The following is a 26,807-nucleotide window of genomic DNA, read 5'->3' as shown; positions in this document are numbered from 1 at the left end:
TAGAATCCCTGCGTGCGCCGCGCTGAGAAGCTGTCAGCCCGGCGCGCGCCGCCCCCCGCGGCGCGGCGCCGCCGGCATGCCGGTTGCCGTTGCGTCGTGCAAGACGTCCGCTTCCCAGGATCACGAGGACATTGGCTGAATATGCAGAACATGCAGGACAACGCGCTGATCGCCAGTCGCGTCGCGCAGTTGATGGAGCGGCACGGTGTGCCGAAACAGAAGCAGACGCGCGCGCTTTCCGACATTTTGCTGCTGAGTTTCGCGCAGGCGCACCGGAAGATGCGCGGGCAAAGCACCTGGACCTTCAGCGAGATACGCGGGGTGGCCGACGCGTTCGGCGAACCGGTGTTCGCGCTCGTCGATCCGCGCGAGGAAACCCGCGGTGAGCCGACCGTTGCGCTGCTCGATGCCGGCACCCGGCTCCTCACCTGCCTCGCGTGGATCGGCGACGAACTGAAGGGCGGCAAGCCGCCCGAGTACGTCGCGCTGAGGATGGGCGATCTCTGGCGCATCTACCCGCACGACGAGGCGCCGCTCGGCCAGCGTTTCGCCGTCGACCTGATCGAGATCCGGCCGAAGCAGGCCGAGAGCGGCAAGCCGACGGTTGCGATCGTCGACGACGATCTCGGCGACGGCGACGGCGATCTGAAAACCGCCGACACGATCTGCCTGTATCTGAACGAGCGCGGCTTCAACGCGATGCCGTTCTACGACGCGGCCAGCTTCCGCCACGCGATGCAGCACACGGCGTTCGACGCGTACGTGGTCGACTGGCTGCTGGGCAACGAGACGGCGGAGGCCGCGATCAAGGATATCCGCGCGTCCGACAAGCCGCGCGCGCCGATCTTTCTGCTCACGGGCCAGCTCGATACGGGCAATGTCGACGAATCCGACATCGCGCGGGTGATGACGGTGTTCGACGTGAACGTGTTGGAGAAGCCCGCCCGGCTACCGCTGCTCGCGGCCGAACTGAACAAGCGGCTCAACGCGCTCTGACGCGGCGTGCGCGGCGGTCAGCGGCCGCCGCGCGCGAACAGCGCTTCCAGGCCGCGCTTCAGGTCGTCGCTGCGGATCGGTTTCATCAGGTATTGCTCGAACAGGTCGCGCTGCGGGCAGGACAACGCCTCCGGCCCGATCGCGCTTAGCGCGACGATCGGAATGTGCCGGTTCGGGCCGTCCGTCGCCGTGAGCGTCTGCGCGACCGCGATCCCGTCCTTGTCCGGCATGTTGATGTCGAGCAGCAGCGCGTCGAAGCGGCCGTAGGCGAGGCGCAGCAGCGCTTCGTCGGCGCTCGCCGCCAGCTCGAAGCGCACGCCGATCGCGGCCAGCATCGTCCGCAACGACTCCCGCACGGTTTCCTGATCGTCGACGACCAGCACCGTCTTGTCGTCGAGCCGGCGCGGCCGGTCCGGCTCGTCGTCCGCGGCGGCCGTGCTCGGCGCCGCGCGCTCGAGCGGCAGCACGACGTTGAAGGTGGCGCCGGCGCCCACCGTGCTCGCGACCGTGATCGATCCGCCCAGCAGGTTCAGCAGGCCGCGCACGATCGCGAGCCCCATGCCGACCCCGTCGTGGCGCCGCGTGCTCGACGAATCCAACTGCGTGAACGGCTGGAAGATCCTGGCCGCCTGCTCCTGCGGAAAGCCGGGTCCGGTGTCCTCGATCTCGACCGCCAACTGGTCGCGCTGGTCGCCGCGCAGCAGCGTCGCGCGCAGCGACACGCTGCCGCGCTCCGTGTATTTGATCGCGTTGGTCAGCAGGTTGGTGACGATCTGCTGGATCCGGTAGGGATCGGACACGTACACCGCTTCGTCGTCCGGAACGGTGTGGACGAAACTCAGCCCCTTGCGCTTCGCGCGGTCGGCGACGCTCTCGATCGCCGCCAGCAGCACGTCGCGCGGCGTGAACGGCTGGCGGCGCAGCGCGAGCTTGCCGGCGTCCAGCCGCGAGAGGTCGGTCAGGTCCTTCATCTGCGCATCGAGCTGGTCCGCCGCGCGCGAGAGGCGGTTGATGATCAACTGGTCCTGCGGCTCGAAGGTGCGTTCGGCAAGCACGTCGATGGCCGCCGTGATGCTTTGCAGCGGCGTGCGCAACTCGTGACCGACCATGCCGAGGAAGGCGTTGCGCGCGTTGACCGCCTCGGTCGCCGCATGCGCGGCCTCCTGTTCGCGGACCAGCGCGGCGCGCTGCTGCAGCATCAGCGCGCGCAGCCGCCGTGCGTTGAGCACCAGGCCGCTGACGAGCCCGATGAATACCAGCAGCACGCCGATACTGACGCTCATCAGCGCCCGGCGGCGATGCGAGTAATCGCTGTACATCCGGTCGCGCAGCAAGCCCTCCGCGTTGCCGACATTCATCTCGAGATCGCTGAGCGGCTCGCTCATCCTGCGGAACTGCCCGGCGAGCGCGTACGCGGCGGCGGGGTCGCGCCGCGCGGCGGCGAGGCCGTTTTCCAGCGTGGCGGTGATGTCGCCGAGCCGCGTGACGGTCGACGCATAGCCGCGCGTCTGCAGCAGCAGAAAGGTGGAATCGGACGGCACGCTCAGCCGCGCGAGCTTGGCCTTCAGGATCTGGAACTTGATGTCGACGTCGTCGAAGCCGCCGCGGCCGACGCTGTACAGCAGCATCGCGGTCTCGGCCTTGAGCGCGGCCTGTTCGAACTGCGAGACCGGGATGTAGTAGTTCTCCTGCTGCTCCATCCGTCCGGTCAGGCTCGGCGGCGCGAGGCTGACGAGCGCGTAGCCGAAGTAGAGCCACAGCACGGTGATGGCCGCGAGCACGATGCCGACGAACGCCAGCATCCTGTCGTCGGCGGGTTGTCCGAAGATCTTCATGGCTTGACGTCGATCCTGCGCACGTGGAACACGAAGCGCCGCTGGCTGGTCACGCCGCTCAGCTCGCCCGGATACTGGTCGCGCGGAAAGACGATGAACAGCGGGCCGAAGTTGGTCAGATCGAGCCGCTTGCCGTCGCCGCTGTACGCGAGGATCGGGTGGTAGCGCTGGATCAGCGCCATCGGGATTTCCTCGCGATAGTCGTCGTACGCATAGACCTTGATCGCGCTGCCGTGCGCGCCGGCCCGGGCGAGCACGTCCTCGAGCCGGGCGCCCCGCCAGGTTTTCCTGGGTGTCCAGTTGGTCGACGTCGTGATCGTTTGCGGCGGCAGCGCGAGCAGCTCCGCCTCGTCGAAGCGGTAGACGTGCTGCTGCGGATCGTTGGCGTGGTCGATGCTGCCGCCGATCTCGAGCGTCAGCGTGCCGGCCAGCGCGCGGGTGCCCGCGAGCAGCAGCACGGCGCATGTCAGGCGGCGCGAGAGGTCCGCCAGCCGCGCGGCGCGGCGGATCGGGAGAGCGGAGGCGGGCGGAGCGTCGAGCGGCGGATTCATCGTCATCCTGGGCAGGGTGGGCGGCCTCGGGCCGCCGGATGACGCCTATTGTGCCTCGCCCGGCGCGCGGGATGGCGGGAACGCGCGGGCAGGCGCCGCTCAGCTGTCCTGCGCTTCCCACACCCGGTTGCGGCCGGCCGACTTGGCCTGATAGAGCGCGGCATCCGCCATTCTCACGAGCGCGGCGTCGGTGTGCGTGACGTTTTCCTGCGACGTCACGAGCCCGATGCTGGCCGTGATCCGCCCGTAAGGGCTCTTGACGTGCTTGATGTCGAGTTCGTAGATCGCGCGGCGGATGTTTTCCGCGATCACCGACGCGCCGTGCGCATCGGTGTCCGGCAGCGTGACGACGAACTCCTCGCCGCCGTAGCGGGCGACGTCGTCGGCGGGACGGTGCACGCACAGCGCGAGGCATCGCCCGACCGCCTTGAGCACGTCGTCGCCCGCCTGATGCCCGTAGTAGTCGTTGTACGGCTTGAACTGGTCGATGTCGACGAACAGCAGCGACAGCGGTTGGCCGGTGCGATGCGCGCGCGCCCATTCCGCGCGCAGCGTTTCGTCGAAGGCGCCGCGGTTGCTGAGGCCCGTCAGCGCATCGGTGCGCGCGAGCCGCCGCAGCCGCGCCTCGGCCTGCTGGCGCCACTGCAGCTCGCGCGACAGGATCATCGAGCCGGCCACGATGACGATGCTGAAGAATCCCATCAGCAGCGCGAGCCGTTCGAGCCGCCGGCGCCATTCCGCGTAGATGTAGCTTTCGGCCGGCGCGACGTCGACGATGATCGGCAGCCCGGCCAGATGCTTGTAGACGTACAGGCGGCGGGTGCCGTCGATCGATGCGGTGCCGGTGAACGAACCTTCGGTGCGCGCCATCGCCTGCGCGAACAGCGGCGAATCGGCGACGCTGCGCCCGACCATCGCGGCGTCGTACGGCAGGCGGGTGATCAGCAGGCCGTTGGTTTCGATCACGGCCGCCGTGCCCTGCGCGCCGACCGTCAGGCCGTCGAGCAGCGCGCGGAAATAGTCGATGCTGAGCGTGCCGATCACGACGCCGCCGAACGAACCGTCGGGCCGCGAGATGCGCCGGCTGAGCGCGATCGTCAGCGCGCCGTTGCGCATCCGGGACGCATAGGGCGCGCTGATGAACAGCCCGCCGCCGGGGTGGTCGCGATGGTAGGCGAAATAGTCGCGGTCGGCGAAATTGCCGGTGCGCGCGGGGATGAAGCGGGAGTCGAGCACGATGTCGCCTTGCTCGCTCATCACGTAGATCGTGCCGAGATACTTGCCCGAGGCGGCGCGGTCGAACAGCACCTGGCTGCGCATCCGCGCGGACAGCGACATCACGTTCGGATCGGCGACGCCGTCGACCACCGCCTGCAGCGACAAGTCGTACAACTCGATGCTGCGGGCGATGTCGCGCTCGAGCAGCAGCACCAGATTGCGCGCGTTCTCCTGCGCGCGCTGGTAGGCATCGATGCGCGATTCGTACAGCACGCGCGCGCACAGCGCCCAGACGAACACGAGCAGCAGGATGCCGCCGACGACGACACCCGTCGGGGTCAGCAAGCGGGTCGCGGAATATCGCAGATAGCGATTCGCGGCGGAGAGCGATGGCGTGCGCATGAAACCGGCAAGTATCAAATTGACCGTGCGAGTAACGGCCGGGTATTTATCGCCCGACTGACGGGCCACTATAACGCGAAAAGGGGAGTTAATCGTATCGATGATTTTCCGATAACCCGGCCGGATATCCGGGAGTCGTCGGAATGTGAAACGGGGGAGGGCTTTCCGAGCGGCAAAGCCAATCCGGTAAAGGGTGAGCGGGTTTTAAAGCTGTCCGGAAAGGTGCGATCTCACTGCATGCTGCCGAACCGGAGAATGTTAATTTATTACCAAGTTTTACAGAATGAGTTCGTGCCGGCGGGAAAATCCGAATCAACATACTTTCAATCGGAATTAAACCTTGAATAAATGTTGAGCGGAATAGCGCCGCCGCCGCGGCGGCGCGGCAGGCGAAATGTCAGCTTGGGTGGGGACGCGGCCGCGCGTCAGACGCGCAGCTCCGACAGGATCTGATCGGCCAGGAAATCGCACGGCGGGCGGTTCGAACGCGCGCTGCGGGCCAGCACGATATCGAGGTCCGGCAGCGGCGGCAGGCCGTGCGCCGGGCCTTGCTGCGAGAAATGCGCGGGCACCGCGCAGCGCGCGAGCGGCGCGATCGCGAGGCCCGCCTCGACCATGCTGAACAGCCCCATCAGGCTCGGGCTTTCATACGATGTGCGGTAGGCGATCTCGGCGCGTTCCAGCGCGCGGATCGCATTCGCGCGCGCGACGCTGCCGGTGCTGAACAGCGCGACGGGCAGCGGCCGCTCGGTCCAGATCTCCCTGCCGCCCGCGGGCGGTCCCGCCCAGACCATCGGCTCGGCGCGGATGAACGTGCCGCTCAGGCCACGCATGCGGGTGGCGCAGGCGAGGTCGATCTTGTTGTCCTTGAGCAGCGGGGCGAGCGTGCTGCTCGGCAGGCCGACCACCTGGATCTCGACCTTCGGATAGCTGGCCGAGAACTTGCGCAGCACCGGCGGCAGCAGCGACGACGCGTAATCGTCCGGCACGCCGATCGTCACGCGCCCCTTCACTTCCGGATGGACGAGCGACGCCCATGCCTCGTCGCGCAGCGCCAGCATCCGGCGCGCGTAGGCGAGCAGCGTCTGGCCGTCGGGCGTCGGGGTGACGCTGCGCGGTCCGCGCACGAACAGCGGCTTGCCGAGCGCGGTTTCGAGCGTCTTGATCTGCATGCTCAGTGCGGATTGCGAGCGATGCACGAGTGTCGCGCCGCGCACGAAACTCCCCGCATCGGCAACCGCGACGACCATGGCCAGCACATCGAGATCGAGTGTTTTCATGGCAATCAGAAAATCTGATGGAGGCGATCAATATAACGCGTTTGTCTGAACGGAGCGCGGTGGGCATACTGGCCCGCATCCCAGTACAACGCCGCGCCGGCGGCCGGAGATCCCTTGCAATGCCGATGACTTACGACACCTTCAAGCAGCGGGGCATGCGCCTCGACATGTCGCGCGGCAAGCCCGCGGCCGAGCAGCTCGACCTCGCGACCGCGCTTTTCGACGCAGCGGGCCCGGTCGGCCATCTGTCGCGCGGCGGCGTCGACTGCCGCAACTACGGGCACGTGCTCGGCCTGCCGGAGGCGCGCGAGTTCGGCGCGGCGCTGCTCGACGTCGAGCCGTCGCAGATCGCGGCGATGGGCAATTCGAGTCTCGAACTGATGCACGATGCGCTTGCCTTCGCGGTATTGTTCGGCGTGCCCGACGGCGCCGCGTGGCGCACGCAGCGCGACGTCGCGTTCCTGTGCCCGGTGCCGGGCTATGACCGGCATTTCGCGATCTGCGAAGCGCTCGGCATCCGGATGATCAGCGTGCCGATGCGCGACGACGGACCGGACATGGATTTCGTCGAGGCGCAGGTGCGCGACGATGCGTCGATCAAGGGCATCTGGTGCGTGCCGCTGTACAGCAATCCGAGCGGTGCGATCTATTCGGCCGACACGGTCCGGCGGCTCGCGTCGATGCCGGCCGCCGCCGCGGATTTCCGGCTGTTCTGGGACGATGCCTATCGCTTCCATCACCTCACCGAGACCCGGCACGGCACGCCGAACGTCATCGACGCGTGCGCGGCGGCCGGTCATTCGGATCGCGCGCTGGTGTTCGCGTCGCTGTCGAAGGCGACGTTCGGCGGCGGCGCCGTGGCGTTTCTCGCGTCGTCGACACGCAATCTCGACTGGTGGCAGCGGCACGTGTCGATCCGCACCATCGGTCCCGACAAGCTGAACCAGCTGCGGCACGTGCGCGTGCTGCGCGATCGCGCCGGGCTCGATGCATTGATGGCAGGACATCGCGCGCTGTTGCGGCCGAAGTTCGAGGCCGTGGACGCGGCATTCGCCGAGTATCTGGCCGGGGTGCCGGACGTCGCCTGGAACCGGCCCGAGGGCGGCTATTTCATCAGCCTGTACGCGCCGCGCGGCTTCGCGAAGCGTACGGTCGCCTTGGCGGCCGAAGCGGGCCTCGTGCTGACGCCGGCGGGCGCCGCCTATCCGTACCGGCGCGATCCCGACGACCGGCACTTGCGTATCGCGCCGTCGTTCCCGAGCCTCGACGAAGTGCGGTTGGCGGCGCAGGGTATTGCGCTGTCGCTGCGGCGCGCGCTCGAGGCGGGCTGAGCGCGGCGCTGTCCGCGCGTGCGGCGGTTCATGCGAAACGGGCCGCGTTGCGGCCCGTTTCCTCATCCGGTCGGTCGCGGCGCGGCGTGCGCGCCGGTCCCGCTCAGCCGGGTTCGCCGGCCGGTGCCGGCTCCTTCGCGAGCGTCGCCGCGGCGATCCCGCGCAGCCAGTCGGTCGTCGCGTTCGGCTGCGTGACCGGCAGCATGTGTCCGCCCTCGACCACGTTCAGGTTGACGCTGCCGAGTTTCTGCTTGAGCGCCTCGCCGTGGCGCTGCCAGTTGAGGATCACGTCGCCGCGTCCGTACAGCACATCCACCGGCACGCCGAGCGACGCATAGCGGCGCTCCATGTCCGGCAGGTCTTCCGGCGCCGCCACCAGATCGGACGATGCCGCGTAGAACGCGGCCGGGCGCAGGCCCATCAGGCCGCCGCCCTTCACCGCGAAATCCTTCGGCACCGCTTCCGGCGCGAAGATCATGTCGATCGCCTTGCGCGCCTGCAGGATCGAGACCGGGATGCCGAGCGTGTACGACACCACGCGGCGCACCAGCGCGGACTGGAGCGCGAGCCCGCGGAACGGGCCGGGCGGCTCGGTTTCCGTATGCGTGAGCGGCGCGATCAGCGCGAGCCGGCTGACCTGCTGCGGATGGTTCAGGCCGATCGCCAGCGCGATCGCGCCGCCGAGCGAATGGCCGACGACGATCGGCCGCTGCAGGCCGAGCGCATCGATGAACATCGCGATCGTGCGGGCCTGCGCGTAGACGTTGGCCGTCGAGCGCGCGCCGCGCGTCGAGCGTCCCGAGCCGGGCCGGTCGACGACGATCACGCGATGCGACTGCGCGAGCCGCTGCAGATCCAGATAGGCGAAATTGCGCAGCTGACCGCACAGGCCGTGCACGAGCACGATCGGCGGACCGCTGCCGTAGTCGACGTAATGCAGGCGGTCCGCGCCGATGTCGATGAACTTGCCTTCGGGCGGGAACAGCCGCGTGATGCGCCGGGCGGTATGGAACGTGAACGCGACGAGCGCCGCGAACACGATGACGACAGCATAGAGCAGGGTTGTTATCACGAGATCACCTTCCGTCGTAGGCGGGTTGCGGCGCGCTGTCGTTGGCGGCGAGCGGGGGCCGGCGCCGCTCGAACTGCATCGCGCGGTCGGCGAGGCCGCCGAAGCGCAGCGCGGCGAGGTCGCGCGCGTAGTTCTGGTAGGACTTCCACGGCTGCTTCGCGCCTTGTCTGGGCAGCACGCCGGCCGCGCGCTGGATGTAGCCGGAGGTCAGGTCGACCGCGGGTTCGAGCGCCATGTCGGCGGCGTCGAGGCGCGGCACGCAGCTGTCGTAGCCGTGCGCTTGCATGTGGTTCAGCAGCCGGCACACGTATTGCGCGATCAGTTCCGCCTTGAGCGTCCACGACGCGTTCGTGTAGCCGAACGACGACGCGAGATTCGGCACCCCGCTGTACATCATGCCCTTGTACGAGACCGTGTCGGACAGCTCGACCGGCCGGCCGTCGATGCTGATCGTCGCGCCGCCGAGCAGTTGCACCTTGAGGCCGGTGGCGGTCACGATCACGTCGGCGTCGAGGCGCTGGCCGCTCTTGAGCCGCAGCCCGGTGGGCGTGAAGCGCTCGATTTCGTCGGTGACGATCGACGCGTTGCCCGCGCGGATCGCCTTGAACAGGTCGCCGTTCGGCACCAGGCACAGGCGCTGGTCCCACGGCTTGTAGCGCGGCGTCAGGTGCTTGTTGACGTCGAACTGCGGGCCGAGCTGCTTGCCCGCCGCGCGGATGATGTACTTCTTCGTCGCGTCCGGCTTGCGGCGCGCGAGGTTGTAGAAGTACATCGTCAGCAGCACGTTCTTGGTGCGTACGAGCCGGTGCGCGAGCCCCGAAGGCAGCCAGCGGCGCAGCGCGTTCGCGATCTTGTCGCGCGCGGGCAGCGACACGATGTAGGTGGGCGAACGCTGCAGCATCGTCACGTGGCGCGCGGTGCCGGCCATCGACGGCACCAGCGTCACGGCGGTCGCGCCGCTGCCGATCACCACGACGCGCTTGTCCGTGTAGTCGAGATCCGCGGGCCAGTGCTGCGGATGCACGACGCGCCCCGCGTACTGCTCCATCTCGGGCCACGTCGGCGCGTGGCCGGCCGCGTAGTCGTAGTAGCCGCTGCACATGTACAGGAAGCGGCACGTGTATTGCAGTTCCTCGTGCTGCGCGCCGTCGCTGCGCACCACCCGGACGGTCCAGCGCGCCGTCGTCGAATCCCAGTTCGCGCCCGCCACCTTGTGGCTGAAGCGGATCGTCCGATCGATGCCGAAGCGGCGTGCGGTGTCCTTGATGTAGTCGAGGATCGTTTCGCCGTCGGAGATCGCCTTGTCGCTGTGCCACGGATGGAAGCTGTAGCCGAGCGTGAACATGTCGGAGTCCGAACGCACGCCCGGGTAGCGGAACAGATCCCAGGTGCCGCCCATCGTCGCGCGGCTTTCGAGAATCGTGAAGGTCGCGGACGGGCAGCGCTCGCGCAGGTGATAGGCCGCGCCGACGCCGGACAGACCGGCGCCGACGATCAGCACATCGTAATCCGTCGCCGTGCGGGTCGTGCCGCCGGCCGCCGGTTGCCGGTCGGTCGGTGCGCGGGTGCGCCAGTCGGTCGTCGTGCTCATGCGTGATCCTTGCTGATGGAGGCGGCGACGTCACGCGGCTGGCCGGCCGTGCCACGCTGGAAGTTGCGCGCGCGGGACTTGCGCACGAAGCGCAGGACGAACACCTGGTAGGCGGAGCCCAGCAGACGCGAGAGCTTGTCGAGACGGCGCGCATCCGCGCCGACCAGCACGCGCCGCGCGTTGCGCTCGACGCCGGCGAGTATCTGCAGCGCCGCCGAATCGGCCGTGGTCGCGTTGATCAGCCGGTTGGCCGCGCGGCGATGCGCGTCGACATCCTGACCGGTCAGTTCATGGATGCTCGCGTCGATGCGGGACGCGCTCGCGATGTTGGTCGCGACGCCGCCCGGATGCACGCAGGTGGCGCTGACCGGCGCGCCTTCGAGTTCCAGTTCCATCCGCAGCGCTTCGGTGAAGCCGCGCACCGCGAACTTGCTGGCGTTGTAGGTGCTCTGGGTGGGCATCGCGATCAGGCCGAACAGACTCGACGTGTTGATCACGTGGCCTTCGCCGGATTCGCGCAGATAGGGCAGGAAGGCCTGCGTGCCGTGCACGACGCCCCAGAAGTTGATCCCCATGATCCACTCGAAATCCTCGATCCGCGCATGCTCGGCGGGCACCGCGAGCGACACGCCCGCGTTGTTGAAGACCAGGTTGATCCGGCCGTGCGCGGCATGCGTGGCGCGCGCCCACTCGAACACCGCGTCGCGCGACGCGACGTCGAGCCGTTGCGACGTGACGCGCACGCCGTGCGCCGCGCAGGCGGCGACCGTCTGCGCGAGGCTGCTCTCATTGATGTCGCTGAGCGCGAGATGACAGCCGCGGCGCGCCAGCTCGACGGCGAGGCTGCGCCCCATGCCCGATCCGGCGCCGGTAATCGCGGCGACCTTGCCTGAGAAACGTCTCATCCGACTTCCCTCCCTGGGGGCTTGTCTTGTTGGCTGTGAAGGTCTTAAATGTGGTGTGAGCCGTCACCACTTTAATTTTGAGGATTCCTGTTGTCAAATAGCGGAATGGAGAAAACACTCGAAATGGACAAGAAGGGCCGGCCGTACGGCGGCGTGGCTCCCGAGGCGCGGGCCGCCGAGCGGCGCGAGGCGCTGATCCGCGCCGGTACGCGGCTGTTCGGCTCGGTCGGCTTTCGCAAGACCACCGTGCGCGCGATTTGCCAGGAAGCGAAACTGAACGACCGTTATTTCTACGCGGCGTTCGACAGCACCGAGGATTTGCTGCGCTGCACCTACCAGCATCATGCGGAGCAGCTGCGCGCGTCGGTGTGGCGGGCGATCGAAGGGCTGGACGGCGGCCTCGACGCGCGCGTCGACGCCGGGTTGCATGCATTCTTCGCATTCCTGCGCGATACCTGCGCGGCGCGCGTGCTGCTGCTGGAGGTGATGGGCGTGAGCCCGGACACGGACCTCACCTATCAGCGCAACCTGCTCGATTTCGGCAAGATGGTGGTGTCGATCGCGCAGCCGCTGAACACCGAGGACGCCGATGCGCGCGCGGACCAGCGGATCATCGGCCTCGCGCTCGTCGGCGCGATGACCAATGTCGGCGCGGCGTGGCTGCTCACGGACTACCGCGATCCCGAAGAGAAGATGGTGCGCAATTGCCGGCATGTGCTGCTGGGCACGCTCCATCACATGATCATGCGATAGCGGGGCGCGCCGCGCGTTACGCAGACGCGCCGGTCCGCGCAAGGCGGCCGTCCGCGCGATGCTGCGGGCGTTGAGCGACTCGCGCGGCGTGCCGGCGGGTGAGGCGAGTGGCGAGTGGCGAGTGGCGCGATCCGAGCGCCTCGCGATGGCGTCAGGTCGCCAGCCGCGTCTTCAACGTGTCGATCAGCGCGTGGACCTTCGCCGAAGGATGGCTCGTCGACGGAAACACCGCGTGGATTTCGCCGGGCGGAAACGACCAGTCCGGCAGCAGATGCACGAGCCGCCCGGCGGCGATGTCGTCGGCCGTCGAGAAGCTGGTCGCGACCGTGAATCCGCCGCCCGCCAGCACCGCCGCGCGGCACGCGGTGGCCGTGTTCGACGCGAACGCGCGCTTGCAGCGCACGCTGACCCGCTCGCTCTGCGCGTTGCCGAGTTCGAGCGTCATGCGCTGCGCCGTCGACAGCATCACGTAGGGCAGCGCGGCGAGCGCCGCCGGATGAGCGGGCCGGCCCCAGCGTTCGACGAACGCGGGGCTGGCGACCAGCCAGCGCTCGAAGCCGCCGATCCTCACGGCCCGGTAATTCGAATCGGCCAGCCGGCCCAGCCGGATCGCGACGTCGATGTTGCCGGCGACCAGATCGACCTGCCGGTCGTCGCACTGCAGGTCGATGTCGAGCGCCGGATGCGCGTCGCGCAGCGCGACCAGCGCGGGCGCGACGACGAGCGACCCGTAGTCGACGGCGGCGCTGACGCGCAGCGCGCCGCGCAACGCTCCGGTGTCGCCCGACACGGCGGCGAGGGCGTCCTCGGCCGCGCGCAGGATGTCGCGGCTCGCCTCGTAGAACGCGCGGCCGGCTTCCGTCACGTTGAGCCGCCGCGTGGTCCGCACCAGCAGGTTCGCGCGGACCTCCGCCTCGAGCCGCTGCATGTGGGTGCTCACCATCGTCTTCGCCAGCCCGAGCCGGGCCGCCGCCGCGGTCAGCGAGCCGGATTCCACCACCGCCACGAAAATCGCCAGCCGGTTCAGGTTCACGTCGCGTACGTCCGTCATCTGGATTGTCCATTCATGAAGGATTGTGTTTCGCCGATTATCCATCTTCTGCGGAAGATGGGCACACGCTACGCTGCGGATGTCCGCTGCCCGAGGGCGGCGGCCCGAGCATCTTCCGCCGTTTCCTTCCCTGCTGGAGCCGTCATGTCCGCCCATACCCCGTCCGCGCCGATCCGCCTGCATACGAGCCCGCTGTCCGGGCACGGGCATCGGGTCCGGTTGTTCCTGTCGCTGCTCGGCCTGCCGGTCGAGGTGGTTGATGTCGATCTGCGAGCCGGCGAGAATCGGCGTCCGCCGTTCCTGGCGCTGAACCCGTTCGGCCAGGTGCCGGTGATCGAGGACGGCGACACTGTGCTGTCCGATTCGAACGCGATCCTGGTCTACCTCGCGAAGCGCTACGGCGATGCCGCGTGGCTCCCCGACGATCCGGCGGGCGCGGCGGCCGTGCAGCGCTGGCTCTCGCTCGCGGCGGGGCCGATCAAGTCCGGTCCGTGCGATGCGAGGCTCGCCTTGCTGTTCGGTTTGCCGATCGATCACGCGGCGGCGCATGCGATTGCCGTCCGGCTTTTCGACCTGCTCGAGCCCGAGTTCGCGGACAAGCCGTTCGCGACGGGCGCGCGACCGACCGTGGCGGATGTCGCCGCGTACAGCTACATCGCGCATGCGCCGGAGGGCGGGGTGTCGCTCGATCCGTATCCGAACGTGCGCGCATGGCTCGCGCGCGTCGAAGCGCTGCCGGGCTTCGTGCCGATGCAGCGCTCGGGCGCGAAGCAGGCTGCCGCGTAGCGCATCGCGCTTGCCGCGACGCGAGGCGATTTCCCGAGGTGCCACATGACGCCGACTGCTCCGATTGCCCCCACCGCTGCGACCGATACCACGACGCCGTTTCACGAAGGCGAACGGGCCGCGCAGCATCGCGCGGGCGTGGCCGATCTGGCCGACGCGAGCGCCCGGGGCATCCGTACCTACATGACGGACCAGCATCGCGAATTCTTCGCGCAACTGCCGTTCGTGATAGTGGGCGGCGTCGACGCGGCGGGGCAGCCGTGGGCGACGTTGCGGGTCGGCGCGCCGGGCTTCGCCCGGTCGCCCGAGCCGCGCACGCTGGTGCTCGCGGGCGGCGAGTTGCGCGACGATCCGCTCGCCGGAACCTGGCGCGCGGGCAGCGCGCTGGGCATGCTCGGGCTGGAGCCGCACACGCGACGGCGCAATCGGATGAACGGCGTGATCGCGTCGCTCGACGGCGATGCGATGGCGGTGACGGTCGGCCAGAGCTTCGGCAACTGCCCGAAGTACATCCAGAGCCGCACGCCCGAGCGGATCGCGCCCGACTCCGCGATGCCGGCGCCGCAGCGGCGCGCGGCGCGGCTCGATGCCGCCGATCGCGCACTGCTCGCGCGGGCCGATACGTTCTTCATCGCGAGCGCGAACACCGCGGCCGATGCGGGCGGCGCGCGCGGCGTCGACGTGTCGCATCGGGGCGGCATGCCGGGCTTCGTGCGGGTCGACGATGCCGTGACGCTGACGACGCCCGATTTCAGCGGCAACAACTTCTTCAACACGATCGGCAATCTGCTGCGCGATCCGCGCGCGGGACTGCTGTTCGTCGACTTCGACAGCGGCGATCTGCTGTACGTCGCGGCCGATGCGGAGATCGTGTGGGACGGGCCGGAGCTGGCCGCGTTCGACGGCGCGAAGCGGCTGGTGCGCTTTCACGTGCGCGAAGTGCGGCGTAGTCCGGCCGTGCTGCCGCTGCGCTGGTCGCCGGTGCGGTTCGCGCCGCAGTTCGGCGCGCCGGCGAGCGGCTGGCGCGCGTTCGACGTGGCGGCCGTGCATGACGAAGCGGCGGCGATCCGGTCGTTCTACCTGGAGGCGGCGGACGGGCTGCCGCTCGCGCCGTGCGCGCCCGGCCAGCACTTGACGCTCAGGTTGCCGGTGCCGGGCGGCGCGCCGCTCGTGCGCAGCTATACGGTGTCCGACGCCGCCGACGGGCGCCGCTACCGGATCACCGTCAAGCGCGGCGGCGCGGCGTCGGCGTGGCTGCACGACGCGGCGCGGCCCGGCGCGCGGATCGAGGCGATGGCGCCGCGCGGCGCGTTCACGTTCGACGCGTCGAGCCCGCGTCCCGCCGTGCTGGTGTCGGCGGGCATCGGCATCACGCCGATGATCGCGATGCTGAACAGCGAACTGGCGCGCGAGGCGGACGGCGCCGATGCGCGGCGGATCGTGTTCGTTCACGGCGCGCGGCGGGGCCGCGACCGGCCGTTCGCCGCGATGCTCGCTCGTGCGGCGCGCATGCATTCGCGCTTGACGGTGCATCTGTTCGACAGCAGCCGGCCCGACGGCGCGGCGGACGGCGCACAGCCGGGACGCGTCGAGATCGACGCGCTCAAGCGCCTGCTGCCGTTCGACGATTACGACTTCTATCTTTGCGGGCCGGCGCCCTTCATGACCTCGCTGTATGACGGTCTGCGCGCGCTGAACGTGCCGGACGAGCGGATCCGGTTCGAAGCATTCGGGCCGTCCAGCGTCCGGCGCACGGGCACTCCCGCGCGGGCCGCGGCGAGCAATGCGCCGCCGGCCGCGACCGTCGTGTTCGGCCGCTCGCGGCAGAGCGCCGGCTGGTCGCCGCGCGACGGCAGCCTGCTCGAACTGGCGGAAGCGAACGGCGTGACGGCGGCGTCCGACTGCCGCTCCGGCACATGCGGCACCTGCTCGACACGGGTGCTCGACGGGCGCGTGGCCTACTCCGGGCCGGTCGACGCCGAGGTCGCGCCGGGATGCGCGCTGATCTGCATGGCGTCGCCCGCCGAGGGTGCCGGGAGGGTCGTGCTCGATCTGTGACGCGCCGGCGCCGACGATGAGCGGCGGCGGAATCTGCAAGCGTTGACGGCGGGTCAAGCGGTCTGCGATGCGCGCCGCCGACAGGCGCGAGCATGCACTCGGGATGCAATGCGCGGCGCGCGGTCGCGCATGCCGCGCGAAGATCGCGGCCCCGGTTTGACATCCCGGTCTCGCCAGCGCGGCGCGTAACGTCTATGATGGCGCCCCGGCGGGATTCCTCTGCGGAATCCCTTCGATCCACGCGACGCCGAGACAAGCCAGACAATACCTATCATTTTCAGCCACGCCATGGCGCGCGGATCCGTCGCGTCGCCGCGACAATGCTTCGCGATCCTGATCGGCATCGCTCCAAGCCATTCGTAAGCATCGTGAGCGTGCGTCGCGCGCCGTCTCTCGATGCCGCCGGCCGGGAAGCTGACCGGATGGTCAATATCGGCGCATGCATTCCCGTCCTTGTTGCACGCAGGCACAGGCATCGTGCGAATCGACCGCGCGACATGGTTGTTTTCCCTGGGTTTCGGGATGGCACCACTTTTGCTAATGTTATTAAAATAACGCGATGTGTGACTCAATGCGCACGATAACGGGGCGTCACGAACAGCCGGCATGACCGGCGGGCGAGGGCCGATGCGCCGTCCCGTACGACGGCGCGAGCCGGAGCCGCATCGCTTTATGCCCGCAGGTCCGGCAGCCGCCATGCCCGTTTCGGGCCGGGGCGGCATTGATCGTCACCCACCATGAAGGAAACAAAAGAACGTGGATCAACCCTGGAGATCGCGTCGCGCCGCCGCGCGCGCCAACCCGTCGCCCCGACCCTTCCACACGGCCGCCGCGGGCATGGCGGCCGTCCTTGCGCTGAATCTCGCGCCGGCGCGCGCGGACACCGTCGTCGAGAGCGGCGGGGGGGCGCCGATGCCGCCGCCCGCCGGCACGACGACGCCGGCGGCGACCCCGCCGTCGCCGTATCTGTCGGACTGGCTGCACCAGAGCATCGGCGTGATCGGCTCGAAGAACATCCGCTTCGGGCCGTACCGGACCAACGACGTCTACATCGAATACGAATACTTCGGCCGCAAGGGGCCGTTCGACCTCTACGGCTACGTCGACATGCCGCGCGCGTTCGGCGTCGGCAACGGCTACGACACCGGCATCTCGAACAAGGGGTCGCCGGTGTTCAGCGAGCAGGAGCCGCGCGTATCGATCGACGACCTGCTGGGCCGCAAGCTCGGCTTCGGGCCGTTCAAGGAATGGTACGTGGCGTTCGACTGGATCTACGACCAGGGGCATAACGTGTCCGGCCGGCAGAACACGCTGTACGCCGGGTTCGGCACCGACATCAAGACGCCGCTGCCGATCTTCCTCTCGGCGAACCTGTACGTGCGCCGTCAGTGGGAGAACTACGGCGCGGCGAACCAGAATTCGTGGGACGGCTATCGCGCGCAGATGAAGTACGTGTATCCGATCGGCGTGTTCGGCGGCGGCCATCTGACCTACGTCGGGTTCTTCAACTACGACTTCGGCTCGCGCCTCGCCGAGCAGACGGGCGGCAATACCCGTACCGATACCGCGTTCGTGTCGACCAACGTGCTGATCTACGAGTTCCAGCACTGGCGCTTCTGGACCGCCGCTCGCTATTTCCACAACGGCGGCCAGTGGGGCGGCACCGAACTGAATTTCGGCGACGGCCCGTTCCAAAACCGCTCGACCGGCTGGGGCTATTACGCCAGCGTCGGCTACAAGTTCTGATTCTTCTTCAAGGATTCACAGTGGATATCCTGCGCAGCTTGTGTGGCATTCTGGTGTTGCTCGCCGTCGGCTACTGTCTGTCGATGAACCGGGGCGCGGTGAAGCCCCGGACCGTCGTCGCGGCGCTTGGGCTGCAGCTCGCGATCGGCGCGCTGGTGCTGTTCGTGCCGCTCGGCCGCGCGGTGCTCGCGTCGGTCGCGCACGGCGTGAACAGCGTGCTCGAAATGGGCCAGCACGGGCTGGCTTTCCTGTTCGGCGGGCTGGTCGGCGACAAGATGTTCGAGCTGTTCGGCTCGGGCGGATTCGCGTTCGGCCTGCGCGTGCTGCCGATGATCATCTTCGTGACGTCGCTGATCGCGGTGCTGTACTACATCGGCGTGATGAAATGGCTGATCCAGATCGTCGGCAGCGGGCTCGCGAAGCTGCTCGGGGTGAGCCGGATCGAGGCGTGCTCGGCGGTCGCGACGATCTTTCTCGGGCAAAGCGAGATGCCCGCGTTCGTCAAGCCGTTCGTCCGCCGACTGAACGGGCCGGAGATCTTCGCGGTGATGTCGAGCGGGATGGCGTCGGTCGCCGGATCGGTGCTCGCCGGCTACGCCGGGCTCGGCGTCAAAATGGAATACCTGCTCGCCGCGTCGTTCATGGCGATTCCGGGCGGGCTGCTGTTCGGCAAGATGCTGTGCCCGTCGGTCGAGCAGAGCCAGGTCGTGATCGATACGCTGGAGTTCGACGAGAAGCGCGCGGCCAACGTGATCGAGGCGGCGGCGTCGGGCGCGAGCGTCGGCATGAAGATCGCGGTCAACGTCGGCACGATGCTGGTCGCGTTCATCGGCCTGATCGCGCTGCTCAATGCGGGCGTGGGCGTGATCGCGGGCTGGCTCGGCTACGCGAACGTGACGCTGCAGTCGCTGCTCGGCACGCTGTTCTCGCCGCTCGCGTGGCTGATCGGCGTGCCGTGGCAGGACGCGTCGGTGGCCGGCAACTTCATCGGGCAGAAGCTGATCCTCAACGAATTCGTCGCGTACAGCGGGCTGTCGCCGTATCTGCAGAACAGCGCGCAGGTTGCCGCCGCCGGGCTGCAGGTGCTGACGCCGAAGACGATCGCGATCGTGTCGTTCGCGCTGTGCGGCTTCGCCAATTTCTCGTCGATCGCGATCCTGACGGGCGGCTTCACGGCCGTCGCGCCCGAGCTGCGCTCGGACGTCGCGCGCTACGGGATGCGCGCGCTCGCGGCGGCCACGCTGTCCAACCTGATGAGCGCGACCATCGCCGGGCTGTTCTTCTCTCTGACCTGACAGGGCGCTTTTTCATGAACCGGTTGCCCACTCGCAATCAGATCATCGAGGCCGCGCTGAAGGCGCTGCACCTGATCGATCTCACGTCGCTCAACGACGACGATACCGATGCGTCGATTGCGGCGCTGGCCGCGTCGGCCGATACGCCGGTCGGCACGCCGGCCGCGCTGTGCGTGTATCCCCGCTTCGTCGGCGCGGCGCGCGCGGCGCTGGCGGCGCGCGGCCTCGCGCTGCCGATCGCGACCGTCACGAATTTTCCGGACGGCGCGGCGGACCCGGACGCGGCGGCGCGCGAAACCGCCGATGCGATCGCGCTGGGCGCGGACGAAGTCGACGTGGTGTTTCCGTACCGCGCGCTGCTGGCCGGCGATGCCCGGGTGGGCCGCACGCTGGTCGAGCAGGCGCGCGCGGCTTCGGCCGGCCGGTGCCTGAAGGTGATCCTCGAAACCGGCGAACTGCGCGATGCCGCGCTGATCCGGCGCGCGAGCGAGATCGCGATCGAGGCCGGCGCGGACTTCATCAAGACGTCGACCGGCAAGGTGCCGGTCAATGCGACGCTCGACGCCGCGGCCGCGATGCTCGCGGCGATTCGCGACGCCGGCCGCCCGGTCGGCTTCAAGGCGGCGGGCGGCGTGCGTTCCGCCGAGGAAGCCGCCGCGTATCTGTCGCTCGCGGAGCACGAACTGGGCGCGGGCTACACGGTGCCGGCGACGTTCCGGTTCGGCGCGTCGAGCCTGCTCGCCAGCCTGCTGGAGACGCTCGGCCATGGTCACGGCCGGGCGCGCGGCGGCGCTTACTGAACTGAACGGAGGGGACATGTTCTTGCCACAGGAAGTCATACGCCGGGTGCGCGACCGCCTGCCGATCGATCCCGCGGAGGTCGCGCGGTTCATCGGCGGCGTGACGGCGGGACGCGTGACGGAAGGGCAGGTCGCGGCGTTCGCGATGGCCGTGTATTTCAACGAACTGCCGGTCGATGCGCGGGTCGCGATGACGCTCGCGCAGCGCGATTCCGGCGATGTGCTCGACTGGCGCGCGCTGAACCTGCCCGGACCGGTGGTCGACAAGCATTCGACGGGCGGCGTCGGCGACCTGACGTCGCTGCTGCTCGGGCCGATGGTGGCCGCGTGCGGCGGCTATGTGCCGATGATCTCGGGGCGCGGCCTGGGGCACACCGGCGGCACGCTCGACAAGCTGGAGTCGATCCCCGGCTACGACGTCGCGCCGGATACCGACGTGTTCCGCCGCGTCGTGAAGGAGGCGGGCGTCGCGATCATCGGGCAGACCGGGCGGCTCGCGCCGGCCGACAAGCGGATCTATGCGATCCGCGACGTGACCGCGACGGTCGAATCGGTATCGATGATCACTGCGTCGATCCTGTCGAAGAAGCTCGCGGCCGGCCTCGGCGCGCTCGCGATGGACGTGAAGGTGGGCTCGGGCGCGTTCATGCCGACCTACGAGAAATCGGTCGAGCTGGCGCGCAGCATCGTCGACGTCGGCAACGGCGCCGGCATGAAGACCACCGCGACGCTCACCGACATGAGTCAGGCTCTTGCGCCGTGCGCGGGCAATGCGCTCGAGATTCGCTGCGCGATCGACTATCTGAAGGGGACGGCGCGCCCCGCGCGGCTGCATGAAGTGACGCTCGCACTGGCGGCGCAGATGCTGGTGCTCGGCGGGCTCGCCGCCGATGTCGCGCAAGCGCGGGGCAAGCTGGAGGCGGCGCTCGCATCGGGCGCGGCGGCCGACCGTTTCGCGCGGATGGTCGCGGCGCTCGGCGGCCCCGCCGATCTGCTCGATGCGCCGGATCGTCATCTGGCGGCGGCGCCGGTGCGCATCGACGTGCCCGCGCCGCGCGCAGGCTGGATCGATGCGGTCGATGCGCGGACGCTCGGTCTCGCCGTCGTCGGTCTGGGCGGCGGCCGGAGCCGGCCCGACGAGGTGCTCGACTATGCGGTCGGCCTGTCCGGCCTCGCGGAACTCGGCGCGCGCGTCGACGAAGGCCAGCCGCTCGGCGTCGTGCATGCGCGCGATCGCGACGCGGCGCTGCGGGCGCTTGCCGATGTGCAGCGGGCGTACCGGATCGGCGCGGCGGCGGGATCGCTGCCGCCCGTGATTCACGCGTTGATCGACTGAGACAGGAGGACACGCCATGCGCGCCATCGTTCTGGTTCTCGATTCGCTCGGCATCGGCGCGGCGCCGGATGCGGACCGCTTCGGCGATGCCGGCGCCAACACGCTCGGCAGCATCGCCGCGCAATGCGCGCGGGGTGCGTGCGACGGCGATGCGCGGCGCGGCCCGCTGCGCGTGCCGCAGCTCGAACGCCTCGGGCTCGGGCTTGCCAGCCGGCTCGCGACCGGCACGCTGCCGGCCGGGATGTCGGCGGCGCCGGCGCTGATCGGCGCATACGGTGCCGCGGCCGAGGTGTCGTCGGGGAAGGACACGCCGTCCGGGCATTGGGAGCTGGCCGGCGTGCCGGTGCGGTTCGACTGGGGATACTTTCCGAAGCCGGTCGATTCGTTTCCGCCGGACCTGCTGGAGGCGCTGGTGACGCGCGCGGGGCTGCCGGGGTATCTCGGCAACTGCCATGCATCCGGGACCGAGATCCTCGCCGTTCACGGCGGCGCGCACATCGCGACCGGCAAGCCGATCTTCTACACGTCGGCGGATTCGGTGTTCCAGATCGCCTGCCACGAAACCGCGTTCGGGCTCGACCGGCTGTACCGGTTGTGCGAGATCGCGCGCGAGGAAGTCGACCGCTACAACATCTGCCGGGTGATCGCGCGGCCGTTCGACGGCGCGACGCCGGCGGATTTCCGGCGAACCGGCAACCGCCGCGATCTGGCGGTGCCGCCTCCCGCGCCGACGGTGCTGGAGAAGCTGGCGTCGGCGGGCGGCAGCGTGGTGGCGATCGGCAAGATCTCGGATATCTACGCGGGCGTCGGCGTGACGCGCAAGATCAAGGCGGACGGGCTCGACGCGCTGTGGGATGCCACCCTCGACGCGGTGCGCGACACGCCCGATTTCAGCCTCGTGATGACGAATTTCGTCGACTTCGACCAGCTTTACGGCCATCGCCGCAACGTGGCCGGCTATGCGGCGGAGATGGAGCGCTTCGATGCGCGGCTGCCGGCCCTCTATTCACTGCTGCGCGACGACGACGTCCTCATTCTGACGGCCGATCATGGCTGCGATCCGACGTGGCCGGGCTCCGATCACACGCGCGAGCACGTGCCGCTGCTGGCGTACGGGCCGCGCGTCGCGGCGGGCAGCCTCGGCGTGCGTGCATCGTTCGCGGATCTCGGGCAGAGTCTTGCCTGCTGGTTCGGGCTCGACGGATTTCCGGACGGCAGCGCGTTTCTCGGCGCGGCGGCCAAGGCGCCGCCTGCGTGAACGGTCCGCGCGAATGGCCGATTCCGACTGACAAGACGACAAGGTGATATGACATGGAACACTCGACACTGATCGAAGCCGCGAAGGCGGCGCGCGAAAAAGCCTATGCGCCGTACTCCCGCTTCAAGGTCGGCGCGGCGCTGCTGACCCGGGATGGGAAGGTTTTTCATGGCTGCAACGTGGAGAACGCGTCGTACGGGCTGTGCAACTGCGCGGAGCGGACCGCGTTGTTCGCGGCGCTCGCGGCGGGCTATCGGCCCGGGGATTTTTCCACGCTGGCGGTGGTGGGGGAGACCGATGGACCGATCGCGCCGTGCGGGGCGTGCCGTCAGGTGATGATCGAACTGGGGAAGCCGGCGCTCGAGGTCGTGCTGGCCAATATGAAAGGCGATGTCAGTGTGACGAGCGCCGATGCGTTGCTGCCGGGCGCGTTCTATCTGGCGTGACGGGATAGGGCTTGGGGGCCGCCTCGTGGTGTGTGGCGGCCGCATCGCATGGAAACGGCCGGCATGTTTGCCGGCCGTTTTGCGTGATGCCGGTGAGCGCATCGCATCCCGCACGTATCGCGCAGGCGGGACGCTTGCCGCATGCATGGAGGTCGATATCGCGTATCGCGCAGGCTCCCGAAAAACCTCACCTTTGTGCGATGCGGGCCGTGTCGATGAGCCGAATCGGCGAGTCCGGGATCGAGACGGCAGAGGGTGTGGCGCGATCTCGCTGATGCGTTGCGTCGTTCGCGTGCGCGCCGACGGCCTGCGACGAACGACGCGTGCATCCGCGTTTCGCTATTGGCTATTCGCTGCCCGCTGCCCGCTGCCGGCGATCGGCGCACCCTCCGCAAGCGTGCCCGGGCGCGTTGAGCAGCCGCCCCAGCACGGCGGGCGTGCAGGCTTCCACCATCAGATAACGCGGCAGCGTCAGCGCGTGCGCATCGCGCCGCACCTTGCGCGCGTCGAGCGTGAAGCCGGCCGTGTAGCCCGCTTCGCCCGCGAGCGACACCAGTGCGTCGTCGTGCGAGCCGAACGGCCACGCGAGCAGGTCGACCGTGTTGCCGAGCTGGCGTTCGATGCGCAGGCGCGCGGCCGCGAACAGGTCGAGCGCGGCCGAGCGAAAGGTGTCGGCCGCATGCTGCCGGTTCGCGACGTTGAAGTCCGGATGCCACCACGTATGCGACTGCACGTCGAACCGGCCGGCCTCGTGCAGTCGGTCCAGTTGATCCCAGGTCAGTGTGTCGACCGCGTGCGAGACGGCGGACGGATAGACGAACAGCGTGACGGGCAACTGCTCGCGGCTTGCAATCGGCCGCAACAGATCGTAGATCGAGCGATGCCCTTCGTCGACCGTCAGCGCGACGGCTTTCGGCGGCAGCGGCGCGGCGGCGTCGTGTCGCCACGCGACGATATCGCGCAGCGGCACGAACTGGTAGCCGCTATCGCGCAGGTGTTGCAGTTGCGCTTCGAGGGTTGCGAGGCTGACCGCCATCGGGTCGGCGGCGGCGGTGGCGGAGAAGCGGTGATAGACCAGTATCGCGATGTCGGGCGACGGCGCGTGACGCGTGTCGTCGGCGACGCGCGGGGCGGGAAGATGGCCGCGTATGCATGCGGGGGAGCGTTGGCTCGAACGGTATTGAGGTGACATGGCGAATGGTGGTCGGATGGGCAGGCGCTTGTCGCGTCTGTCGCCAGCATGCGGTGGCCACATATCAGCGCGTTGCGCCACGTCAATCCGGATGCATCGATGGCCTGGAAGCTGAGGCGGATGTCGAATCGCGCAGTGTGCGACGGGTGTGCGTCGCGCAGTTCGGCGCATGCGCTCGGGTACGAGAGGCGCCGCGTGCATCGGTTCCATGCTTGATGCAGATCAAGCGCCGCGCCTGAAACGTCCCGAAGATAACGGAGCGACCGCCGCGACGGCGGCCGCCTGTCGTACTGCCCCAGCGAAGCGACTGGTGTCGGCGAACGGTCGATCAACGGGAGAGGGCATGGGAATCGGAATGCAGATCGTCTATCTCGGGTTTGCCGGCTCGGCGCAGCTGGAGGCGGAAGCCGGGGTGCAGTTGATTCGGCTCGAGCGGTTCGGCGCGTGGCTGGACGGATGCCGGTTGACCGTCGGGGCGCTGGATCGAGGCGCTCGCTTCGAGGCGCGTCTCGATCTGATGCTGACCCGGCGCGCATCGGTGCCGATGCCTTGCAGGGTGGACGTCAATCCGCACGTGGCGATCAGATTGGCGTTCGATACGGCCGAGCGGGAGCTGCACGCGACCGTGAACGAACGCGCCTGAGCGGCGCGCTCTCGTGCTGCACGCCATCCCCGACAGCCTCGATCATCACAATCCGTCAGCATTTCACGGAAATCAAATCACTATTCATTTTCGGACCGGACGCCTATCTTGATGACGTCGCAGCGCAGCGTCGAGGTGCATGCAGAGACGTTGTCGCCCCATGCGGCCTATCTTTGCGATTCCCCCAGGAGCATCCGAGCATGACGAAATCTCTGCTTTCCCTCTTGGCTTCGGTGGCGTTTCTCGCTGCCGTCACGCCGCCTTCCGCCAACGCGGCCACGCCGTCGAACGGTATCACCGCCAAGCGCGACATCGTGCTGCAGACCCGGCAATCGTGGGACGGAAACCGATATACGCTCTATCCCAAGGGGCGGCCGGAAATCACGATGCTCCGGCTGACGATTCCGCCGAATTCGGTGTTGCCGTGGCATACGCACCCGGTCATCTCGATCGGTTACGTGCTGTCGGGGACGCTGACGCTGCGCGATCGCGAGAATGGCAAGACGCACGTGTATCAGCAGGGCGAGGGGTTCGCCGAGACCGTCGATATCGAGCATCGCGGCGAATCCGGCGATACGCCGACCGTACTTCTGCTGACCTACGTCGGTACGCCGGGCGTGCCGACCAGCGTTCCGGCAGCGGGGGAGAAGCCGGAGTATTGAGTCGCGGGTCGATCCGCGGGCGACTGTCTTGTGCGCGTTGCCGGGACATGACGATGCCCGCAAAACGATGATCCGAAGGCGCGGCGTATCGTTGAGCACCGCACCGCGTGTTGCATGCGCCGCCCGCTCAAACCCGCGCCAGCCCCTGCGGATCCACGATCCGGATCTGCTTGCCGCGCGGATCGATCAGCTTCTCCCGCTGGAATTTCGACAGCATCCGGCTGACGGTTTCGAGCTTCATTCCGAGGTAGCAGCCGATCTCCGCCCGCGTCATCCTGAGATTGAACTCCGCCGCCGAATATCCCCGCGCCTTGAACCGCGCGGATAAATTCAACAGAAACGCCGCTACCCGCTGCTCGGCCGACATCGTGCCGAGCAGCATCATCAGGCTCGACTCCCGCACGATCTCGCCGCTCATCATCTGATGCAGATGATGTTGCATCGGCCGCACTTCCCGGCACAAAGCCTCGAGCTGCGAGAACGGAATGATGCACACCGTACTGTCCTCGAGCGCGATCGCATCGCTGTTGTGCCGCCCGCTGCACACCCCGTCGAGCCCGAGCGTTTCCCCGGCGATCTGAAACCCCGTCACGTGCTCGCGGCCGTCGCGATGCATGACGATCGTCTTGAACGACCCGGTCCGCACCGCGTAGATGCTCTGAAACGTGTCGCCGTTGCGGAACAGCGCCTCGCCGCGCTTCACATGCCGGGTCGTGCCGATCATCGCGTCGAGACGCGCGATCTCGTGCGGTGTCAGATCGGCGGGCAGGCAGACCGAACGCATCGCGCAGGTCGAGCAGCGCGCGGCGGGCGCTTTTTCCGCGTCGGCGCGCGCGAGAACGGGGGGCGATACGAGAGGCGGTACGGTAGTGCTGGAGAACGGAACGACGGTTAGGGCGATCGACATGTTCGACTCCTGTTTATTGGGCGACGGGCACATCGCGCATGCGGGCCATCGCGGCGATGGCGTTGCACGCAGTGCCGAATTCGGCGGTTTTGTCGAAGAAGAAATCCGCGCCGGCCAGATCGCTTGCCGCGCGACATTCCGGCCCGGAAAGATTGCTCAGCACGACGACGGTCAGTTGCGGTGTCACGCGCGCGAGCGTCGCGATCAGTTCGAGGCCGTTGTTGTCCGCGAGCCGCAGCTCGATCACGGCAACCTCGGCGTCGCACGCGAGAATGCCCGCCAGCGCTGCCTGAGCCTCTTCCGCCTCGCCGACGACGGCGACGCCCGGCATCGCGTCGAGCAGCGCCGCGAGGCGCCGCCGGATGGCGGCGGCCGGATCGACCAGGAAGACCTTCAGTGCGGCGGTGGCGCGATTCGCATTCATGCGGGCCAGTATGAAGCGGGCGCTTCACCGGCGAAATCGGCGCGAGTGGAAGATGGCGTAGGGAATGGCGCGGCCCGTGTAGGGAATTTCCTACACGGGCCGCGATCGGCGCCGAATTATTGCGGCCCCCGGTTCGACCCCGGGGAATCTTTCATTGTCGCGGAAGGATTGCAGTGTAAGGGTGCGCGCACCGTCGCGCGATTGACACAGATCAGCCAACAGAATGCCCGCACGCATATAGAGTGCATCGGACAGGCGCGTGTTTCGTC

The 26,807-nt window shown here is 68.6% G+C and carries 24 protein-coding genes; 13 read left to right on the top strand and 11 right to left on the bottom strand.

All coding sequences use genetic code 11. From position 1 onward, the window contains the following. The first annotated feature begins 141 nt into the window (after nucleotides 1-141). A complete protein-coding gene (locus tag RZR99_RS24380; protein WP_323122342.1) occupies nucleotides 142-996 on the top strand; it encodes a helix-turn-helix domain-containing protein in 855 nt (284 codons plus the stop codon). A 17-nt stretch (nucleotides 997-1,013) separates the two neighbouring features. On the opposite strand, the gene RZR99_RS24375 is transcribed toward RZR99_RS24380, so the two are convergent. From RZR99_RS24375 to RZR99_RS24360, 4 genes are all read right to left on the bottom strand, one after another. Continuing rightward, complete coding sequence (locus RZR99_RS24375) at nucleotides 1,014-2,831, bottom strand: hybrid sensor histidine kinase/response regulator (protein ID WP_323122341.1); 1,818 nt, start codon at nucleotides 2,829-2,831, stop codon at nucleotides 1,014-1,016. Beyond that, on the bottom strand, nucleotides 2,828-3,382 hold the full coding sequence (locus tag RZR99_RS24370; RefSeq protein ID WP_323122340.1) for a molybdopterin-dependent oxidoreductase: 555 nt from the start codon (nucleotides 3,380-3,382) through the stop codon (nucleotides 2,828-2,830). Before RZR99_RS24370 ends, RZR99_RS24375 begins: the two co-directional genes overlap by 4 nt. A gap of 99 nt (nucleotides 3,383-3,481) precedes the next feature. Beyond that, complete coding sequence (locus tag RZR99_RS24365; protein WP_323122339.1) at nucleotides 3,482-5,002, bottom strand: sensor domain-containing diguanylate cyclase; 1,521 nt, start codon at nucleotides 5,000-5,002, stop codon at nucleotides 3,482-3,484. Nucleotides 5,003-5,427: 425 nt separating this feature from the next. After that, nucleotides 5,428-6,282: a LysR substrate-binding domain-containing protein gene (locus RZR99_RS24360; RefSeq protein ID WP_323122338.1), complete on the bottom strand. Its 855-nt coding sequence runs from the start codon at nucleotides 6,280-6,282 to the stop codon at nucleotides 5,428-5,430. 119 nt (nucleotides 6,283-6,401) lie between these two features. On the opposite strand from RZR99_RS24360, the gene RZR99_RS24355 reads away from it, so the two are divergent. Next, entirely contained in the window at nucleotides 6,402-7,613 is a 1,212-nt protein-coding gene (locus RZR99_RS24355; RefSeq protein ID WP_323122337.1) for an aminotransferase class I/II-fold pyridoxal phosphate-dependent enzyme, read from the top strand. Nucleotides 7,614-7,716: 103 nt separating this feature from the next. On the opposite strand, the gene RZR99_RS24350 is transcribed toward RZR99_RS24355, so the two are convergent. Genes RZR99_RS24350 through RZR99_RS24340 form a run of 3 tightly spaced genes read right to left on the bottom strand, consistent with a single transcriptional unit; the run spans nucleotide 7,717 to nucleotide 11,181 of the window. Next, a complete protein-coding gene (locus RZR99_RS24350) occupies nucleotides 7,717-8,685 on the bottom strand; it encodes an alpha/beta fold hydrolase (RefSeq protein WP_323122336.1) in 969 nt (322 codons plus the stop codon). Between the two features lie 4 nt (nucleotides 8,686-8,689). Continuing rightward, a complete protein-coding gene (locus tag RZR99_RS24345; RefSeq protein WP_323122335.1) occupies nucleotides 8,690-10,276 on the bottom strand; it encodes a flavin-containing monooxygenase in 1,587 nt (528 codons plus the stop codon). Continuing rightward, a complete protein-coding gene (locus tag RZR99_RS24340) occupies nucleotides 10,273-11,181 on the bottom strand; it encodes an SDR family NAD(P)-dependent oxidoreductase (RefSeq protein WP_323122334.1) in 909 nt (302 codons plus the stop codon). Before RZR99_RS24340 ends, RZR99_RS24345 begins: the two co-directional genes overlap by 4 nt. 105 nt (nucleotides 11,182-11,286) lie before the next feature. Here RZR99_RS24340 and RZR99_RS24335 point away from each other — a divergent pair, with 105 nt between their 5' ends. After that, complete coding sequence (locus tag RZR99_RS24335) at nucleotides 11,287-11,934, top strand: TetR/AcrR family transcriptional regulator (protein WP_323122333.1); 648 nt, start codon at nucleotides 11,287-11,289, stop codon at nucleotides 11,932-11,934. A 151-nt stretch (nucleotides 11,935-12,085) separates the two neighbouring features. Here the strand turns inward: RZR99_RS24335 and RZR99_RS24330 are convergent, their stop codons facing one another. Next, on the bottom strand, nucleotides 12,086-12,985 hold the full coding sequence (locus RZR99_RS24330; protein WP_323122332.1) for a LysR family transcriptional regulator: 900 nt from the start codon (nucleotides 12,983-12,985) through the stop codon (nucleotides 12,086-12,088). 144 nt (nucleotides 12,986-13,129) lie between these two features. Here RZR99_RS24330 and RZR99_RS24325 point away from each other — a divergent pair, with 144 nt between their 5' ends. The 8 genes from RZR99_RS24325 to RZR99_RS24290 all read left to right on the top strand — a co-directional run bounded on the left by RZR99_RS24325 (nucleotide 13,130) and on the right by RZR99_RS24290 (nucleotide 22,710). After that, nucleotides 13,130-13,771 carry a glutathione S-transferase family protein gene (locus tag RZR99_RS24325; RefSeq protein WP_323122331.1) on the top strand — a complete coding sequence of 214 codons (642 nt, stop codon included), beginning with the start codon at nucleotides 13,130-13,132 and terminating at the stop codon, nucleotides 13,769-13,771. Between the two features lie 45 nt (nucleotides 13,772-13,816). Beyond that, nucleotides 13,817-15,829: a 2Fe-2S iron-sulfur cluster-binding protein gene (locus RZR99_RS24320; RefSeq protein WP_323122330.1), complete on the top strand. Its 2,013-nt coding sequence runs from the start codon at nucleotides 13,817-13,819 to the stop codon at nucleotides 15,827-15,829. Nucleotides 15,830-16,585: 756 nt separating this feature from the next. Continuing rightward, on the top strand, nucleotides 16,586-17,575 hold the full coding sequence (locus RZR99_RS24315; protein WP_323122329.1) for a nucleoside-specific channel-forming protein Tsx: 990 nt from the start codon (nucleotides 16,586-16,588) through the stop codon (nucleotides 17,573-17,575). A 20-nt stretch (nucleotides 17,576-17,595) separates the two neighbouring features. After that, nucleotides 17,596-18,870, top strand: a complete 1,275-nt coding sequence (locus RZR99_RS24310; RefSeq protein ID WP_323122328.1) for a NupC/NupG family nucleoside CNT transporter — start codon at nucleotides 17,596-17,598, stop codon at nucleotides 18,868-18,870. 14 nt (nucleotides 18,871-18,884) lie between these two features. Then, nucleotides 18,885-19,670 (top strand): deoxyribose-phosphate aldolase, encoded by a 786-nt coding sequence (gene deoC, locus RZR99_RS24305; RefSeq protein ID WP_323122327.1) that lies wholly within the window; start codon nucleotides 18,885-18,887, stop codon nucleotides 19,668-19,670. A gap of 16 nt (nucleotides 19,671-19,686) precedes the next feature. Beyond that, nucleotides 19,687-21,006 carry a thymidine phosphorylase gene (gene deoA, locus RZR99_RS24300; RefSeq protein WP_323122326.1) on the top strand — a complete coding sequence of 440 codons (1,320 nt, stop codon included), beginning with the start codon at nucleotides 19,687-19,689 and terminating at the stop codon, nucleotides 21,004-21,006. 16 nt (nucleotides 21,007-21,022) lie between these two features. Further along, nucleotides 21,023-22,264: a phosphopentomutase gene (locus RZR99_RS24295; protein ID WP_323122325.1), complete on the top strand. Its 1,242-nt coding sequence runs from the start codon at nucleotides 21,023-21,025 to the stop codon at nucleotides 22,262-22,264. Between the two features lie 53 nt (nucleotides 22,265-22,317). Further along, nucleotides 22,318-22,710: a cytidine deaminase gene (locus RZR99_RS24290; protein ID WP_323122324.1), complete on the top strand. Its 393-nt coding sequence runs from the start codon at nucleotides 22,318-22,320 to the stop codon at nucleotides 22,708-22,710. 346 nt (nucleotides 22,711-23,056) lie between these two features. On the opposite strand, the gene RZR99_RS24285 is transcribed toward RZR99_RS24290, so the two are convergent. Beyond that, on the bottom strand, nucleotides 23,057-23,902 hold the full coding sequence (locus RZR99_RS24285) for a polysaccharide deacetylase family protein (RefSeq protein WP_323122323.1): 846 nt from the start codon (nucleotides 23,900-23,902) through the stop codon (nucleotides 23,057-23,059). Between the two features lie 355 nt (nucleotides 23,903-24,257). Between RZR99_RS24285 and RZR99_RS24280 the strand changes: the two genes are divergently transcribed. Next, nucleotides 24,258-24,545, top strand: coding sequence for a hypothetical protein (locus RZR99_RS24280; RefSeq protein ID WP_323122358.1), 288 nt, complete (start codon nucleotides 24,258-24,260; stop codon nucleotides 24,543-24,545). Between the two features lie 200 nt (nucleotides 24,546-24,745). Beyond that, nucleotides 24,746-25,207, top strand: coding sequence for a cupin domain-containing protein (locus RZR99_RS24275; protein ID WP_323122322.1), 462 nt, complete (start codon nucleotides 24,746-24,748; stop codon nucleotides 25,205-25,207). Nucleotides 25,208-25,334: 127 nt separating this feature from the next. On the opposite strand, the gene fnr is transcribed toward RZR99_RS24275, so the two are convergent. Continuing rightward, a complete protein-coding gene (fnr, locus tag RZR99_RS24270) occupies nucleotides 25,335-26,114 on the bottom strand; it encodes a fumarate/nitrate reduction transcriptional regulator Fnr (protein WP_323122321.1) in 780 nt (259 codons plus the stop codon). A gap of 13 nt (nucleotides 26,115-26,127) precedes the next feature. Further along, on the bottom strand, nucleotides 26,128-26,538 hold the full coding sequence (locus RZR99_RS24265) for a response regulator (protein WP_323122320.1): 411 nt from the start codon (nucleotides 26,536-26,538) through the stop codon (nucleotides 26,128-26,130). Between the last annotated feature and the right edge of the window lie 269 nt (nucleotides 26,539-26,807).

The organism is Burkholderia alba (assembly GCF_034721475.1).
In the GTDB taxonomy this organism is placed as follows: domain Bacteria; phylum Pseudomonadota; class Gammaproteobacteria; order Burkholderiales; family Burkholderiaceae; genus Burkholderia; species Burkholderia alba.
Note: the sequence above shows the minus strand (reverse complement) of the source record. Positions and strands in the feature narration are given on the sequence as shown.